Here is a 16,460-nt window from a genome sequence, read left to right as displayed (position 1 = left end):
TCCGGGTCACGGTCGCACCCCCTGTCGCTCCCGCTCGCCAGCGGCCCCGGTGCCCTCTGTCGCGGCCAGGATCTCGGCCAGGTGCACGGTCCGCACGCCGGCCCGCAGCCGGGACAGGCCCCCGCCGATGTGCATCAGGCAGGAGGCGTCGCCGGCCGTGCACACGTCCGCCCGCGTGGCCAGCACGTGGCGCATCTTGTCGGCGAGCATCGCCGTCGAGGTGTCCGCGTTCTTCACCGCGAACGTACCGCCGAAGCCACAGCACTGCTCCGCCTGCGGCAGCTCCACCAGCTCCAGCCCGCGGACCGCGCGCAGCAGCCGCAGCGGCCGGTCCCCCACCCGCAGCATCCGCAGCGAGTGGCAGGTCGGGTGGTACGTCACCCGGTGCGGGTAGTACGCGCCCACGTCGGTCACCCCGAGCACGTCGACGAGGAACTCCGACAGCTCGTACGTGCGCCGGCCGACCTCCTCGGCCCGGGCGGCCAACCGTTCGTCACCCGCCCGCCGGGCCACCACCGCGTGCTGGTGCCGGACCGAGCCGACGCACGAGCCGGAGGGCGCCACCACGACGTCGTACGGGGCGAAGACGCGCACGTGCCGGCGGACCAGCCGCAGCGCGTCGTCCGGGTAACCGGTGTTGACGTGCAGCTGCCCGCAGCAGGTCTGGTCCCCGGGAAAGACGACCTCGTGGCCGAGGCGCTCCAGCAGCCGCACCGTCGCCACCGCCGCCTGCGGGAACAGGGTGTCGGCCAGGCAGGTCACGAACAGCGCGACACGCACCCTCGACCCCCCATCCGCTCTTCGGCGGCCCGCCACGCCCTCTGGTCGCCCCGCGGCTCGTACCGGACGAGGTGCTGGCTGTCGCGCAGCAGGGCCCGCAGCGCCGGCAGGTCGCCGCCGACGACGCCGGCGGCCCGGCCCTGCACCAGGATGTTACCGAGCGCGGTGGCCTCCACCGGCCCGGCGACCACCGGCAGTCCGCAGGCGTCGGCCGTCAGCTGGCAGAGCAGGCCGTTGCGGGCCCCGCCGCCGACCACGTGCACGGCCTCGACGTCCCGGCCCGACAGCTCCTGCGCCTGGCGGACGGCCCGCCGGTGCGCCAGCGCCAGGCTGTCCAGGATGCAGCGGACCGTGGCGGCCGGGCTGTGCGGCACCGGCTCGCCGGCGCGCCGACAGGCCTCGGCGATCCGCGCCGGCATGTCGCCGGGCGGCAGGAACGCCGGGTCGTCCGGGTCGACGACGGACCGGAAGGCAGGCTCGCCGGCCGCCTTCGACAGCAGGTCGGACAGGTCGGCCGTGCCCCAGCCACGCAGCGACTCCTGCAGCAGCCACAGGCCCATCACGTTCCGCAGGTAGCGGACGGTGCCGTCGACACCGGCCTCGTTGGTGAAGTTGGCCCGTCGGCTCGCCTCGGTGAGGACCGGGGCGTCGAGTTCGACGCCGACGAGGGACCAGGTGCCGCAGGATACGTAGGCGAACCGTTCCCCGGCCGCCGGCACGCCGACGACGGCGGACGCGGTGTCGTGGGAGCCGACCGCCACCACCTCGGGCGTACCGGCCAGCCCCAGCTCGGCCCGGACCGGGCCGAGCCGGGTGCCCGGCCCGTGCAGCGGCGGGAACAGGCCGGCGCGGATGCCCACGTCCGCCATCAGGTCGGTGGCCCAGGTCCGCCGGCGCAGGTCGTACAGCTGGGTGGTCGACGCGTTGGTGAGCTCGGCGCCGACGTGGCCGGTGAGCCAGTAGGTGATGAGGTCCGGGATCAGCAGGAGCCGGTCGGCGGCGCCCAGTTGGGGGGTGCCGGCCGCCGCGACCAGCTGGTAGAGGGTGTTGAACGGCAGCTGCTGCAACCCGGTGGTGGCGTACAGCCGCTCCTGCCCCACCTGCTCCGCCACCCGCTCGGCCACCCCGTCGGTGCGCGCGTCGCGGTAGTGCACCGGGTTGCCCAGCAGCGCCCCGGAGGCGTCGAGCAGCCCGTAGTCGACGGCCCAGGAGTCGACGCCGACGCTCGTCACCGGGCCGGCGGCCCGCAGCCCGGTGTGCACGCCGTGCCACAGGGCGAGGATGTCCCAGTGCAGGGTGCCGCCGACCCGGACGGGCTCGTTGGCGAAGCGGTACGCCTCGGTGAGCTCCACCCGGCCCGCGCCGACACGGCCGACCATGACGCGGCCGCTGGCCGCACCGAGGTCGACGGCGGCGACGTCGACGACGCCACTCACCGGAGGAAGGCCGCGGCGACGCCGGCGTCCACCGGGATGTGCAGGCCCGTCGTGTGCGACAGGTCCCCGGCGGTGAGCACGAAGACGGCGTTGGCGACGTGTTCGGGCAGCACCTCCCGCTTGAGCAGGGTGCGCTGGGCGTAGAACTCGCCCAGCTTCTCCTCGGGCACCCCGTAGACGGCGGCGCGCTGCGCCCCCCAGCCGTCGGCGAAGATGCCGGAGCCGCGCACCACGCCGTCGGGGTTGACGCCGTTGACCCGGATGCCGTGGCCGCCGAGTTCGGCGGCGAGCAGGCGGACCTGGTGCGCCTGGTCGGCCTTGGCCGCGCCGTAGGCGACGTTGTTCGGGCCGGCGAACACGGAGTTCTTGCTGGAGACGTAGACGATGTCGCCGCCCATCCCCTGCGCGACGAGGATCCGGGTGGTCTCGCGCGAGACCAGGAAGGAGCCCTTGGCCAGCACGTCGTGCTGGATGTCCCAGTCCGCCTCGGTGGTGTCCAGCAGCGACCTGGACAGCGACAACCCGGCGTTGTTGACCACCAGATCCAGCCCGCCGTAGGCGAGCACGGCCGCGCGGACCGCGTCGGCCACCGCCGGGGCATCGGTCACGTCCAGGGGTACGGCCACCGCGACGTCCGGACCGCCCAGCTCGCCCGCGACGCGTTCGGCGGCGGCGGCGTCCCGGTCGGTCACGACCACGCAGGCGCCCTCGGCGGCGAGGCGGTGGGCGATGGCGCGGCCGATGCCCGAACCGGCCCCGGTGACCAGCGCGATCCGGGTGGCCAGCGGCTTCGGCCTGGGCAGCCGGGCCAGCTTGGCCTCCTCCAGGGCCCAGTACTCGATGCGGAACTTCTCCGCCTCGTCGATCGGCGCGTAGGTGGAGACGGCCTCGGCGCCGCGCATCACGTTGACGGCGTTGACGTAGAACTCGCCGGCGACCCGGGCGGTCTGCTTGTTCGCGCCGAAGCTGAACATGCCCACCCCGGGCACGAGGACGATCGCGGGGTCGGCACCACGCATCGGCGGGCTGTCCGGGCCGGCGTGCCGCTCGTAGTAGGCGCGGTAGTCGTCGCGGTAGGCCGCGTGCAACCGGGTGAGCCGCGCGACGGTGTCCGCCAGCGGAGCGGTCGGCGGCAGGTCGAGCACCATGGGGCGGACCTTGGTCCGCAGGAAGTGGTCGGGGCACGAGGTGCCGAGCGCCGCGAGGGCGGGGTGCCGTTCGCGGGCGACGAAGTCGAGCACCACGTCGCTGTCGGTGAAGTGCCCGACCTGGCGTCGGTCGGTCGAGACCAGGCCACGCAGGACCGGCGCGAGCGCCGCGGCCCGGACGCGCCGCTGGTCGGGCGGCAGCGGCTCGTAGCCGGGAATCACCGGGCCGAACGGCTCGGGCCGGCCCCGCTCGTCGAGGTACGCCTGCGCGGTACGGATGATTTCCCGCGAGTGGCGCTCGCACTCCTCGCTGGTGGCGCCCCAGGCGGTGATGCCGTGCCCGCCGAGGATGACGCCGATCGCCTGCGGGTTCGCCCGCGCGACGGCGGCGATGTCGAGACCGAGCTGGAAGCCGGGCCGCCGCCACGGCACCCACAGCACCCGGTCACCGAAGATCGCCTTGGTCAGCTCCGGCCCGTCGGCGGCGGTGGCGACGGCGATGCCGGCGTCGGGATGCAGGTGGTCGACGTGCGGAGCGTCGACCAGGCCGTGCATGGCCGTGTCGATCGACGGCGCGGCGCCGCCCCGTCCGTGCAGGCAGTAGTCGAACGCGGCGACCATCTCGTCCTCCCGCTCGACGCCGGGGTAGACGTCGACCAGGGCACGCAGGCGGTCGAGCCGGAGCACCGCCAGCCCGGCCTCGGTGAGGGTGCCGAGGTCACCGCCGGAGCCCTTGACCCACAGCAGCTCGACGGGGCCGCCGGTCGCCGGGTCGGCGGCCCGGCCCTTGGCCGAGGTGTTGCCGCCGGCGTAGTTGGTCGTGGTCGGGTCGGCGCCGAGCCGGTTGCTGCGGGCGACAAGTGCCTGAACCTCGGAGTGCATCGTCCTCTTCCTCTGTCTGCGTCTCTCGGTGGTGCTCAGGCGCCCCAGCCGGCCTGCTGGCCGCCGACGCGATCGGTGCGGATCTTCTCGAAGTAGCCGGAGCGGGCGTAGGCGGCGATCGGGTCGGGGTCCAGGCCCAGTTCGGCCCGCAACTCGGCGAGCAGCGGCCGCACGTCGCTGTTGTAGGCGTCCATCAGGGCCGCGTTCGCGCCGAGCACGTCGCCAGCCTGTTGCGCGGTCGCGAGCGCGTCGGCATCGACGAGCAGCGCCTTGGCGGTGGCCTCCTGCACGTTGAGCACCGAGCGGATGATCGCGGGGATCTTCGGCTCGATGTTGTGGCACTGGTCGAGCATGAACGCGATGCCCGCCTCCGGGCGCAGCGCGTCACCGCGGACGATCTCGTACATGATGCGGAAAAGCTGGAACGGGTCCGCGGCGCCGACCATGAGGTCGTCGTCGGCGTAGAAGCGGGAGTTGAAGTCGAACGCACCGAGCCTGCCGGCCCGCAACAGGAACGCCACGATGAACTCGATGTTGGTGCCGGGCGCGTGGTGGCCGGTGTCGATGACGACCTGGGCCTTCGGCCCGAGCTCCAGGCAGTGCGCGTACGCGGTGCCCCAGTCGGGCACGTCGGTGGTGTAGAAGGCCGGCTCGAACAGCTTGTACTCCAGGAGCATCCGCTGGTTGCCGCCGAGCCGGTCGTACGTCTCACGCAACGCGGCGGCGAGCCGGTCCTGGCGGGCGCGGATGTCGTCCTGCCCCGGGTAGTTGGTGCCGTCGGAGAACCAGAGCTTGAGGTCGCGGGAGCCGGTGCGGTCCATGATGTCCACGCACTCGATCAGGTGGTCGATCGCCTTGCGGCGTATCCCGGGGTCGGGGTTGGTGACGCTGCCCAGCTTGTAGTCGCTGTCCTGGAACACGTTGGCGTTGATCGCGCCGAGGGCGACGCCCTGGTCGGCGGCGTACCCGGCCAGGTCGGCGTAGTCGTCGACCCGGTCCCACGGGATGTGCAGGGCCACCGTCGGCGCCACGCCGGTCAGCCGGTGCACCACCGCGGCGTCGGCGATCTTCTCGTACGGGTCGCGCGGCACGCCCTCCTGCGGGAAGACCCTGAACCGGGTGCCGGAGTTCGCGTACGCCCAGGACGGGGTTTCGATGCGCTGGGCGCGCAGGGCCTGCTTGACCCGCTCCCGGACCGTGACGTCGGTCTGGCTCATGCTTGTTCTCCCGGATCGAGGTTGAGGAAGAAGGACGCCGTCTCCGCCTGCCAGCGGTTGTTGACGTCACGGTTCCGCGTGGCGGCCCGGCCGGCGCCCGCGAGGGGCGACGGCGCCGGCCGGGCCGCGCTTCAGAACTGAAACTGGTCGATGTTGCTCTTGTCGAAGACGGTCGGCGGGCCGAGGACGACGACGCCGTCCTTGCCGACGGTGAACTCGCCGAGCCTGCCGGCCTTGAACTTGTCGTTCTCGGCACCGGTGATCTGCCCCGAGGCGAGCGCCGCACCGGCGTACGCGGCGAGGTAGCCGAGGTCGGCCGGGTTCCACAGGGCGAACGCGTCGACGGTGCCGTCCTTGACGTACTCCCGCATCTGGTTGGGGGTGCCCAGGCCGGTCAGCTTGACCTTGCCCTTGTACTGCGACCCGCTGAGGTACCGGGCGGCGGCCGCGACGCCGACGGTGGTCGGGGAGATGACGCCCTTGAGGTTGGGGTACGACTGCAGCAGGCCCTGCATCTCCTGGAACGACTTCTGGTCGTCGTCGTTGCCGTACGCCACGGTGACCAGCTTGATCTTGCTGTACTCGGGCTTCTTCAACTCCTCCTTCATCAGCGCGATCCAGGCGTTCTGGTTTGTCGCGTTGGCGGTGGCGGACAGGATGGCGATCTCGCCCTCGCCACCGATCTGCTGGGAGACGAGCTTCACCTGGTTCTCGGCGATGCCCTCGGCGGTCACCTGGTTGACGAAGATCTGCCGGCACTCCGGCTTCGTGTCGGAGTCGAACGTGACGATCTTGGCGCCGGCCGCCTTCGCCTGGTTCAGCGCCCCGCAGATCGCGTTCGGGTCGTTGGCCGAGGTCACGATGACGTCCATGCCCTGCTGGGACAGCGTGTTGATGTAGCTGACCTGGGACGAGGCGCTGGCCTCGGACGGGCCGACCTCCTTGAACTCCCCCTTGATCTCGGTGACCGCCTCCTTGCCGCCGTTGTCGCTGGTGGTGAAGTAGGGGTTGTTCACCTGCTTCGGCAGGAAGGCGATCTTGAGCCCTTCCCTGAGCCTGGCATCCGGGTCGGCGGCGCCGCTGGCCTGCGCGCCGCCGCTGTCGTCGCCGGAGTTCTCCCGGGTGGTGCCGCCGCAGGCCGTGGCGCCGAGCAGCAGCGCGGCGAGAGTGAGGGCGGTGGCCCCGGCACGGAGCCGTCGGTACGTGGACATCGATATCCTCTCGGGGTGGTGGTGGGGGAAGCGCCGACGATCACGACACGCTGGGCTGCGCGCGTCGCCGTCGGCGGTGCAGCCGGGCGCGGACGTCCGCGACGGCGTTGGGCAGTACCACGGAGACGATCAGCAGAGTCCCGGTGACGATGGTCAGCGCGTTGGCGTCGACATCGGCGAGCTGCAACGCGTTGCGCAGCACCCCGAGGAGCAGGACGCCGGCCACCACGCCGAGCAACCCGCCGCGACCGCCGAAGATGGACACGCCGCCCAGCAGCACCGCGGTCACCACGGTCAGCTCCAGGCCGGTGGCGTTGTCGCCACGGGCGCTGGCGTAGCGCAGGGTCCAGAAGATCCCGGCCAGCCCGCCGACGGCCCCGGAGACCACGAAGAGCCAGAACTTGGTCCGGGCCACCGACACGCCGGCGAACGTGGCGGCCTCGTCGTTGTTGCCCATGGCGTACAACGCCCGGCCGACCGGGGTGGCGTGCAGCACGACGCCGAACGCCAGCGCGAGCAGCAGCACCGGGACGACGACGGCGGGGATCGACGTGCCGGGGACGGCCCGCACGGCGGCAGCGGTCCAGCCGGCCGGGAAGTCGGCCACCGCCTGGTCGCCCAGCACGACGAACGACAGCCCCCGGTACAGGGCGAGGGTGCCGATGGTCACGGCCAGCGACGGCAGGCCGAAGCCGGTGACGAACACACCGTTGACCGCGCCGAGCACCGCGCCGACCAGCACCACCAGGACGCAGATCAGCTCCAGGGACAGCCCGCTGGACAGCCACAGCTGCCCCATCAGGGTGCTGCTCAGGCCGACCGTGCTGGCCACCGACAGGTCGATCTCGCCGGTGACGACGATCAGCGTCATGGGCAGCGCGAGCAGGGCCAGCGGCACCAGGTCGAGCAGCAGGAACTGGACGTTGCGGCCGGTGGCGAAGTTCTGCACCGACAGGCTGGCCAGCAGCACCGCCACCAGCAGGACGGCCACGATCGCCGCGTCCCAGGTGCCGAGCGCGCCGCGCAGCCCGGCCAGACGGCCCGCCCCCCGCTCGGTGTCCGCGCCGGACGGCGGCGCGGCGTACAGGCTGTCATGCGCCATGGAGGCTTCTCCCTCGTAGCCGGGCCGCCGTGCGCAGGGCCAGGAGCCGGTCCAGACCGATGGCGGCGAGGATGAGCGCGCCGACGACGGCCTGCTGCCAGAACGGGTCGATGCGCAGGACGGCCAGCGAGCTGCCGATCGTGGTGAGCAGGACGGCACCGAGCGCGGCGCCGTAGGCGCTTCCGCTGCCACCGAAGATCGCCACTCCGCCGACCACCGCCGCGGCGACCACCTGGAGTTCCAGGCCCGAGCCGGCCGCCGCGTCGAGGGTGCCGAACCGGGCGGCGTAGAGCACACCGGCGAGGCCGGCGAGCGCGCCGTTGGCCACGAAGACAGCGAGGACGCGCCGGCCGACGGGGATGCCGGAGAGCCGGGCGGCGGCCGGCTCGGAGCCGATGGCGTACAGCTCCCGGCCGCTGCGGTAGCAGCGGAGGTAGCAGCCGACGGCGGCGACCACGACGAGCGCGACCAGGAAGAGCACCGGCACGCCGAGCACCGTCTGGTTGCCCAGGCGCAGGAAGGACCGGGGCATGTCGGCGGCGTTGATCTGCCGGCCGGCGGCCCAGTAGTAGTCGACGCCGCGGAACGCGTAGAGGGTGCCGAGTGTGATGACCAGCGCCGGGACCTTCGCCACGGCGATCAGTCCACCGTTGATCACCCCGCACACGGCCCCCAGCCCGACGCCGAGCAGGAGGGCGACCGGCCAGGGGGTGCCGGGCGCGGCGAGGAACAGGTCGCCGGTGGCGAAGGCGACCAGCCCCAGGATCGACCCCACGGACAGGTCGACGTTGCGCGTGACGATGACCAGGGTCTGGCCCACCGCGAGGATCACCAGGATCGCGCAGCCCAGGAGCAGGTCCTTGATGCTCTGCGCACTGAGGAAGCGGTCGTTGCGCAGCGTGGTGACCAGGATCAGCGCGCCGAGCGCGAGCAGCAGACCCAGTTCCCGCACGGCGAGCAGCCGCTCGGTGAGGGTGCGGCGCGGCCGGCCGGGGCCGGGCGGCGGGTCGCCATCGGCCCGTGCGGGCGCACCGGTGTCGGTGAGACTCATGCGGTCGCTCCTTGGCCGGTCGCGGCGAACATCATGGACGTCTCGTCGGCCTCGGCGCGCGGCAGCTCGCGGACCACCCGTCCCTCGTGCATCACCAGGACCCGGTCGGCCATCCCGAGCACCTCGGGCAGTTCGCTGCTGATCATCAGGATGGCCAGGCCTTCGCCGGCCAGTTCGGACAGCAGTCGGTGGACCTCTGCCTTGGTGCCGACGTCGATGCCGCGGGTGGGCTCGTCGATGATCAGGATCCGGGGCTCGGTGGCCAGCCACTTGGCGAGGACGACCTTCTGCTGGTTGCCCCCGGAGAGGGTGGCCACCGGCGCGGCCAACCGGGCGGCCTTGACCTGCAGCCGGCGGGTCCAGATCCGGGCCTCGGCCCGCTCGGCGCCGCCGACGAGCAGGCCCAGCCGGCTCAGCGCCCGGCGGCGGGCCAGGGTGGCGTTGCGCTCCACCGACAGCTCCATGACCAGGCCCTGCTGCCGGCGGTCCTCCGGCACCAGGGCCATGCCGGCGGCGATCGCCCTGCGCGGGCTGTTCGGCGGCAGGGCCCGACCGGCGACGCGAACCTCACCCGCGTCGTAGCGGTCGACACCGAAGACGGCGCGGGCCACCTCGCTGCGCCCGGCGCCGACCAGCCCGGCCAGGGCGACGATCTCACCGCCCCGGACGGAGAAGGACACGTCGGAGAAGACGCCGGACCGGCTGAGCCCCCGTACCTCCAGCAGGGTGTCGCGCAGCGGCGCGTCCTGTTTCGGATAGAGCGAGGACACGTCCCGGCCGACCATGCGCCGCACCACCTCGTCGACGGTGAGGTCGGCGGCGCTGTCGCTGGAGACCCAGGCCCCGTCGCGCAGCACGGTGACGCGCTGGCAGAGGTCGAACACCTCGTCGAAGCGGTGCGAGATGAACAGCACCGCCGCGCCGCGTTCGCAGAGCGACCGGGCGACGCCGAAGAGCCGCTCCACCTCGACCCCGGAGAGCGCGGCGGTCGGCTCGTCCATGACCAGGACGCGGGCGTCGAAGGAGAGCGCCTTGGCGATCTCGACGAGCTGCTGGTCGGCGATCGAAAGCCCACGGGCGGGCCGGCTCGGGTCGATCCGGACACCCAGCCGCTGGAACAGCTGCTCGGCGTCGCGGTTCATCGCCCGGCTGTCGATGCGGCGCAGGCCGCGCAGTGGATGCCGGCCCATGAAGATGTTCTCCGCGACCGAGAGGTCCGGGAACAGGGTCGGCTCCTGGTAGATCACGGCGATACCGGCGGCCCGCGCATCGGCGGGGCCGCGCAGCTCCAGCGGACGGCCGTCGAGGGTCATCCGGCCGGAGTCCGGGGCGTGCGCCCCGGCCAGGATCTTCACCAGGGTCGACTTGCCAGCCCCGTTCTCACCGACGAGGGCGTGGGCCTCACCGGAGTGCAACGCCAGGCGCACCCCGCGCAGCGCGGCGACGGCTCCGAAGGACTTCGTCACGCCGTCCAGTACCAGCAGTGGAGCGCCCTCCGCGCCCGGTACGCCGAGGCTCATCGGACCTCCTGAATCGTTTCAATCTCCTGAATGGACCGTAGAGGCAGACATTGACGAGCGTCAAGAGCTTCGAGGCGATTCATCGCCTGCCGCCCGCGCGGAACCCACACGAGGCGATCAGGATCCGCCCCTCGACCTGAACTCGGGAGCGCGACAGCCGTCCGTCGCTGGATGAAACGTTTTAGGCGCTATAGACTCCCGGTCGTCACCCGGCCGGACCCGTCCCGACCCGCCGGTACGGCAGCGGGCGGCACCGCGACCGGGTGCCCGCACCCGACCGCGGGCCGCGACCAACCACCGCACCCGATCGTCGAGGAAGCCATGGCAGCGGCGAACATCAAAGAGGTGGCCCGGCATGCCGGCGTTTCCCTCGGCACGGTGAGCAACGTGCTCAACCGGCCCGACACGGTCGCCCCCGCCACCCGCCAGCGGGTACTCGAGGCCATCACCGAGCTCGGCTACGTCCGCAACGACTCCGCTCGTCAACTGCGCGCCGGGCAGAGCCGCACCATCGCCATCGTCGTACTGGACGTGGCCAACCCGTTCTTCACCGACGTGGTGCGCGGCGCCGAACAGGTGGTCGAGGAGGCCGGCGCCATGCTCGTCGTCTGCAACAGCGGCGAGGACAGCGCCCGGGAACGCCGGCACCTGGAACTACTGGAGGAGCAGCGGGTCCGTGGCGTACTCGTCACCCCGGTCCGGCACGGCTCCCAGCCCGACCTGGACAGGCTGATCGACCGCGGTATCCCGGTGGTGCTCGTCGACCGGGGCTCGGGCCGGGCCAGCAGCTGCTCGGTGGCCGTCGACGACGTGCTCGGCGGCCGGCTGGCCATGGAACACCTGCTGGATCGGGGCCACCGCCGCATCGCGTACCTCGGTGGCCCGTTCGCCATCGCCCAGGTCGCCGAACGGCACGCCGGCGCCGCCGCCGCGCTCGACGAACACGGCGACAACGCCGAACTGCGGGTCGCGACGACCACCAGCCTGACCGTCGCCGCCGGGCGACGCGCCGCCGAGGACCTGCTGGCCCTGCCCGCCCGGCAACGTCCCACCGCCGTCTTCTGCGCCAACGACCTGATCGCGCTCGGCGTGCTGCAGGAGGTGACGGCGCGCGGCATGAGGGTGCCCGCCGACCTGGCCATCGTCGGCTACGACGACATCGAGTTCGCGGGCGCGGCGGCGGTGCCGCTGTCGTCGGTGCGGCAACCCCGCGAGCTGCTCGGCCGTACCGCGGCACAACTGCTGCTGGAGGAGGCCGAGTTCGGCGGGACCCACCAGCACCGGCACGTCGTGTTCCAGCCGGAGCTGGTCGTGCGCCGCTCCAGCGACCAGCAGCGACGAACCCGGCGCTGAACTCGGCGCCGGCCCGGCGCCGTCGACGGGGCTTAACCTGCCCATGTCCGCGATCCGTGCGTCGATCCGACCGGGGATGCGGACGTTCGATTCAGCTCGGCGCAGCGCGATGGTGCGGGTCCGGCCGGTCACCGTCGGCGAGCGTCTCCGGGGAACTCCGGCTCCAGCGGGTGCCGCTGCGTCGTCACCGCGGCTCAGCGTGCGGCGGCATCAGTCAGCCGAGCGAGTTCCAGATCGGCGATGCGGCGCACCGTCGAATCAGGGTCGCTGACGTAGTGGCGGAGGATGTCGGGGGCGGCGTCGGGCGCGAGGCGGCGTGCCGCGACAGCGACGCGCTGGCGGACCAGCGGGTCTGGGTCGTTCGCCAGCCCGACCACGAGTGGCGCCCAGCGCGACCGCTCGCTATCGGTGCTGATGAGTCCGCTGATGCTGGCAGCACGCACCGCCGGCTCGTCGTCCTGCGTCAGCGTCATGAGCTGCGGTGGGATGCGCGGATCCGAGTCCACCGCCCTCGCGAGCGCCTGGGCGGCCTGGGCTCGCAGCAACGGGTTTTCGCCAACGGCGGTCAGGAGCAGCGCGTCGACGGCAGCCGCTCCGCCGACTGAGCCGAGGGCTTCGAGCGCGTTCTCGCGGACGTGCCGATCGGGGTCGTGTCGCAGCCGCAGCAGCGCCGGGGTTGCCTCGACCTCGCGAAGCTTGCCGAGGGCGTACGCGACCATGGACCGTACCCGCGGCACGGGGTCCGCAGCGAGGGCGACGAGTGGTGCGACCGCGTCTGCCCGGCCGGCGTAGCCGAGCCTACTGACCGCCGACACGCGTACCTGATCGTCGAGGTCACCCAGCGCCATGACGAGCACCTGAAATGCCCGGTCATCGCCAGCAGGGTCGGGAATCGAGCCGATCGCCACGGACCTGACCCGCGGATCGGCATCGGCCGCGGCTGCGGCCAGTAGTTCGACGTCCTGTGCTTCGACCACGAATCCGAGCGCCCACAGTCCTACCCGGCGCAGCTCGGGGGTGCCACCGGCGGCCAGGTCCAGCACTGTGTGACGCGCGGCTGCCTTGTCCGTGTGCAGCAGGTCGATGATCTCGGCAGTCAAGCTGTCCTGGTCGTCACCGAGATCGCGGGCCGACGCGCGCAGTAGCGCCGGCAGCGCGGCCAGACCCTGTACGCCGGCCAGAATGCCGGCGATGAGGTCGCGACCGTAGAAGTTCTGCTCGTCGAGGAACTGGTCGAGCGCCTCGTGCAACCGGGACACCAGGGTGACGTCCCCGCACGCCGCCAACTCGGTGAGGATCGGCGCGATGTCGTCGTAGTCGTCCTCAAACTCCGTGGCATGCCGGACCACGGCCTCCAACGCTTCCGCACTGTCGATCATCCGCGCCACGATGCCACACGCCACCGGTCGTCCTGGCGCACGCTGCCGAGACGGCGCTGAGGCACAGCCCCTAACCGTCCTAGGACATCGAGTTCAGGGCGGCCAGTTCCCGGTACGAGCCCGGTCGGGACCGGACTTGGCGCTCTGCCGCCCTCCCGGTGGTCGTCCGCGCACGACCACCGGGAACACTGGTCAGCTGGCCCTGTATGTGAGGTAGTGGCCCTTCGGCCAGCTGTGGAAGTTGTTGAGCTCGGACGCCTCACCGCTGCAGTCGGGGGTCCGGTAGCCGGGGACGGCACGGAAGCCGCCGCTCCAGGCGAGCAGCCAGGTCGCGTCGGCCGGGACCCGACGGCAGACGTCGTCAGGGGTGGCCTGCCTGCCGACCACCTCGGTCGGGTAGCTCGAGTAGAAGACCAGGCCCTCGTCGGGGTTCTTGATCGGCTCGCCAGCGGCTGCGGACGACGCCGGTAGCGTCGCGGTGAGCGTGGTGATCAGGGCGGCGGCGAGACCCGCGGCGACTCGCTTGGCGCGTTTGCGCATGGATGTCCTTCCGGGACGGCGTTCAGGGAAGGGACCAATGGCGGCCCAGTCCGGGACTGAGTGATCCGCATCGATACCACGATCGGCCCGCAGGGTTTCTGTGTCAACCTTCGCCTCGGGCGCCTTCGGCGACGCGTCTCTTGTCCCTTGTGGCTGCCGCGGAGGCATGTGGTGCGGCTACCGGCCCTCTTCCTCGAGCAGTGGTTCCAGTTGCCGAAGCAGGGTCGCCCGATCGACGTTGGGCGGTAACTCGATCCGCAGACTGATGTTCGCACCCTCGACCGTCAGCACCGCCGGCCTCTGGCTGTTGCGCAGGCGCCAGTTGCGTATCGCGGCAACCAGTGCCTCCGCCTGCGGCTGGAGCGTGGCCAGGCTGGCGAGGTTCGCCAGCACGGCGATCCCCCCGATCGCCATGGTGATGGCACCGCCGTCGCGAACCCCCTCATAGGGAAGATCGAGTTCCTCGATCACTTCCGGCGGCAGCAGCAACTTGACACTCGTCACTATTCCCCTCTCACGAGCGATGCGATCCGCTCTTGAACCGCTGGCTCCAGTTCACGCAGTGTGGTCGAGGCGACCGCACCGCTGAAGTAACCCTGTACGTGATGGATACCCAAGCGAAAGATCTCGTGCAGGCTGACTGGTGCGTCATCGTCGAAACCCTCGACGATGACCGTCCTTGGCTGCCCGGTCTGCCCCTGGTCGCTGGCGTAGCGGGCGACCCGCGCCACGAGCGTCAGTTCCTCCAAGGCCATGGGGTGGTGCAGGATCGCGCGGTCGACCTTGATCTGGGTGAGCGGCAGCTCGGCCATACGCGCCAGCGATGCGTAACCGACTCCGAAGTCGTCGACCGCGAAGCTGATCCGCAGCTCTCTCGCGAGCGTGGTGAGCCGGTTGTGGAAGTAGACCAAGGGCTCCTGCGGCCATCGCTCGCCCGGCTCCGGGGTGATCGGATCCTGCTCGGAGATCTCCAGTGTCAGGGTGCGGGGATGCAGACCCGCCTCGGCGAGCGCCTTGCTCACCTGCTTGAGATACGCGTCGCTGAGCAGCGAACGAACCGCCACGTTGACCGACAACGGCTTGGTCCCCTGCCATCCCGAGGCGACGTCGGCCTCGGCGTAGGAGTGGATCGCCTTGGCCACGAGGATGGCATCGCGCTCGACGACGAACCGGTCGCCCCAGTCGTGGGCCATCCGTAGCGCGGACCAGGGTGCGCGCAGCTCACCATCGTTACGCCGGGCCAACGCCTCGAAACTCTGGACGCTCACGCCGGTCGCGCGCTGGTCCAGCTCGACGACCGGTTGAAACACCATGGTCATCGACCCGACCAGCTGTTGGTAGAGGCTGAAGGCATCCTCGTACAGCTTGAGCGGCAGTCGGCCGAAAGAGGTGCGCAGGGCAGTCAGTACGGTCATCTCCGACTGCATGGGATCGGCCACCGGATCGGATTCCCACACCGCGCGAAGCATCACGGCCAACGGTTCACCTATATCCAGCTGGGCAAGTGCCGGGTCGACCACGGCAAGAGTGAGAGTACGGCCGCCGGCGAATGACAGAGGCACGCAGAGCATTCGGCGGCCGACCCCATGCGAAACGACGTATCCGGGCGTCGCCCTCGGATGCTTCGCCCCGTCAACGGCAGCGGCCTCGAGCATTGGCGACAGTGTGTCCTTGTCGAACCGCGCCGTTCGGTTGACCACACCGAAGCTGCTGCCAACGAACTCCACGACCGCGGCCGACTCCGCGTCGAGCGCGTGCCGGATGAGTTCGACACGTCCGTCGCGTTCGCTCTGAGGATCCCGGTGCGCCGGGCGTGCGTCCGCGCGGAACATACGCCCCAGCAACTGCCGGATCGAGCTCGTCTGATCCTCGAGTGGGTTGAGGCAGGGGCGCGTGATGCCGGGGTTCGCCGGGCTGTTGAGGGCCTGGCGGTCGTGCCGGGACATGGGCGGTTGGGTCAGCACGGTGGTGGCCCCGTAGACGTGTGCCGTGTGCACAGGCGGCGGATTCATGCCCTGCTCGGCCACGAACGTCGCCAGCTGCGCGAACGACACACGTCCCGCCTCGTCACCTGCCCTGCCCCGTAACGCCCGCAGCACGTGGTAGGTCAACGTCCCGTGCTCATGCTCGGTGCTCTCCCGGGTCACCGATCCACTGGGACAGGCGAGCAGGGCATTGTGCCGGGGACGGTCCACCGCTTCCGCGTAGGTCTGCAGGACTTTGATGCTGCGTCGGTCCGCATCGGCATAGACACCCGCGTGGCAACAATCGAGCACCAGGAATGAGGCACCCGCGAAGGCGTCGAAGATGTCCCGCTTGAGGAATGACATCCGCAACCCGTTGTCGGGCTCGCGGGAAAGTCCCTCCGGATCAAGGTCAGACGTGACCAGGTACGCATCGAGTTGATCACTCCACTGCGGGACCAGCGTATGGCCAGCGAAGTAGACGAAGAGGACATCTGACGGCGCGGACTTCAGGGCCAGGTCGCGGAGGAAAACCTTGATCTCGCGCCAGGTGGCGTCGGGACCCACGAACATCTTTACCGCGCCGTCGTCGAAGGTACCGATTTCCTGGTCCAACAACACGTCCCGCAGGGCGAGAGCATCGCTCTCGGCGTACCGGAGCGGAGGCAACTGGACATCACGGCCACACTGATCGACTCCGATCAGGACTGCCCAACGTCTGCTCGGTGCCATCGGCCCCCCAAGGTGATCCGCTGCGGTAGCAACACGAGTTCAGCTCAATGCCGCGAGTGACACTATCGGCCGGCTACTCGGCGTACGCGCCGCCCTGAGCGGTAAGTCAAATTTCCGTCACCATTCCTCAGCCTGACACTGGGGT

Annotated in this window: 13 protein-coding genes; 1 reads left to right on the top strand and 12 read right to left on the bottom strand. The window is 71.2% G+C overall.

Annotated elements, in window-relative coordinates; all coding sequences use genetic code 11:
- Nucleotides 1-6: 6 nt before the first annotated feature.
- The 8 genes from ABZ809_RS08210 to ABZ809_RS08175 all read right to left on the bottom strand — a co-directional run bounded on the left by ABZ809_RS08210 (nucleotide 7) and on the right by ABZ809_RS08175 (nucleotide 10,347).
- Nucleotides 7-780 carry a (Fe-S)-binding protein gene (locus tag ABZ809_RS08210; protein WP_357561752.1) on the bottom strand — a complete coding sequence of 258 codons (774 nt, stop codon included), beginning with the start codon at nucleotides 778-780 and terminating at the stop codon, nucleotides 7-9.
- A complete protein-coding gene (locus ABZ809_RS08205) occupies nucleotides 759-2,216 on the bottom strand; it encodes a rhamnulokinase family protein (protein WP_357561751.1) in 1,458 nt (485 codons plus the stop codon). Before ABZ809_RS08205 ends, ABZ809_RS08210 begins: the two co-directional genes overlap by 22 nt.
- Complete coding sequence (locus tag ABZ809_RS08200) at nucleotides 2,213-4,246, bottom strand: bifunctional aldolase/short-chain dehydrogenase (protein ID WP_357561750.1); 2,034 nt, start codon at nucleotides 4,244-4,246, stop codon at nucleotides 2,213-2,215. The genes ABZ809_RS08205 and ABZ809_RS08200 overlap by 4 nt, the downstream gene beginning before the upstream one ends.
- 35 nt (nucleotides 4,247-4,281) lie before the next feature.
- On the bottom strand, nucleotides 4,282-5,463 hold the full coding sequence (gene rhaI, locus ABZ809_RS08195) for an L-rhamnose isomerase (protein ID WP_357561749.1): 1,182 nt from the start codon (nucleotides 5,461-5,463) through the stop codon (nucleotides 4,282-4,284).
- Nucleotides 5,464-5,594: 131 nt separating this feature from the next.
- Nucleotides 5,595-6,674 (bottom strand): rhamnose ABC transporter substrate-binding protein, encoded by a 1,080-nt coding sequence (gene rhaS / locus ABZ809_RS08190; protein ID WP_357561748.1) that lies wholly within the window; start codon nucleotides 6,672-6,674, stop codon nucleotides 5,595-5,597.
- Nucleotides 6,675-6,714: 40 nt separating this feature from the next.
- On the bottom strand, nucleotides 6,715-7,776 hold the full coding sequence (locus ABZ809_RS08185; RefSeq protein WP_357561747.1) for an ABC transporter permease: 1,062 nt from the start codon (nucleotides 7,774-7,776) through the stop codon (nucleotides 6,715-6,717).
- On the bottom strand, nucleotides 7,766-8,827 hold the full coding sequence (locus tag ABZ809_RS08180) for an ABC transporter permease (protein ID WP_357561746.1): 1,062 nt from the start codon (nucleotides 8,825-8,827) through the stop codon (nucleotides 7,766-7,768). The genes ABZ809_RS08185 and ABZ809_RS08180 overlap by 11 nt, the downstream gene beginning before the upstream one ends.
- Nucleotides 8,824-10,347 carry a sugar ABC transporter ATP-binding protein gene (locus ABZ809_RS08175; RefSeq protein WP_357561745.1) on the bottom strand — a complete coding sequence of 508 codons (1,524 nt, stop codon included), beginning with the start codon at nucleotides 10,345-10,347 and terminating at the stop codon, nucleotides 8,824-8,826. Before ABZ809_RS08175 ends, ABZ809_RS08180 begins: the two co-directional genes overlap by 4 nt.
- A 321-nt stretch (nucleotides 10,348-10,668) precedes the next feature.
- On the opposite strand from ABZ809_RS08175, the gene ABZ809_RS08170 reads away from it, so the two are divergent.
- Entirely contained in the window at nucleotides 10,669-11,700 is a 1,032-nt protein-coding gene (locus tag ABZ809_RS08170; RefSeq protein ID WP_357561744.1) for a LacI family DNA-binding transcriptional regulator, read from the top strand.
- Between the two features lie 194 nt (nucleotides 11,701-11,894).
- On the opposite strand, the gene ABZ809_RS08165 is transcribed toward ABZ809_RS08170, so the two are convergent.
- The 4 genes from ABZ809_RS08165 to ABZ809_RS08150 all read right to left on the bottom strand — a co-directional run bounded on the left by ABZ809_RS08165 (nucleotide 11,895) and on the right by ABZ809_RS08150 (nucleotide 16,315).
- On the bottom strand, nucleotides 11,895-13,079 hold the full coding sequence (locus tag ABZ809_RS08165) for a HEAT repeat domain-containing protein (RefSeq protein WP_357561743.1): 1,185 nt from the start codon (nucleotides 13,077-13,079) through the stop codon (nucleotides 11,895-11,897).
- A gap of 192 nt (nucleotides 13,080-13,271) precedes the next feature.
- Nucleotides 13,272-13,619, bottom strand: coding sequence for a hypothetical protein (locus ABZ809_RS08160; protein ID WP_357561742.1), 348 nt, complete (start codon nucleotides 13,617-13,619; stop codon nucleotides 13,272-13,274).
- Between the two features lie 177 nt (nucleotides 13,620-13,796).
- Nucleotides 13,797-14,123 carry a hypothetical protein gene (locus ABZ809_RS08155; protein ID WP_357561741.1) on the bottom strand — a complete coding sequence of 109 codons (327 nt, stop codon included), beginning with the start codon at nucleotides 14,121-14,123 and terminating at the stop codon, nucleotides 13,797-13,799.
- Nucleotides 14,123-16,315, bottom strand: a complete 2,193-nt coding sequence (locus tag ABZ809_RS08150) for an EAL domain-containing protein (protein WP_357561740.1) — start codon at nucleotides 16,313-16,315, stop codon at nucleotides 14,123-14,125. Before ABZ809_RS08150 ends, ABZ809_RS08155 begins: the two co-directional genes overlap by 1 nt.
- Nucleotides 16,316-16,460 lie beyond the last annotated feature (145 nt).

Origin of the sequence: Micromonospora sp. NPDC047074 (assembly GCF_040643815.1) — a bacterium.
Classification (GTDB): Bacteria; Actinomycetota; Actinomycetes; order Mycobacteriales; family Micromonosporaceae; genus Micromonospora.
This window is presented reverse-complemented; position numbering and strand designations above follow the sequence as displayed.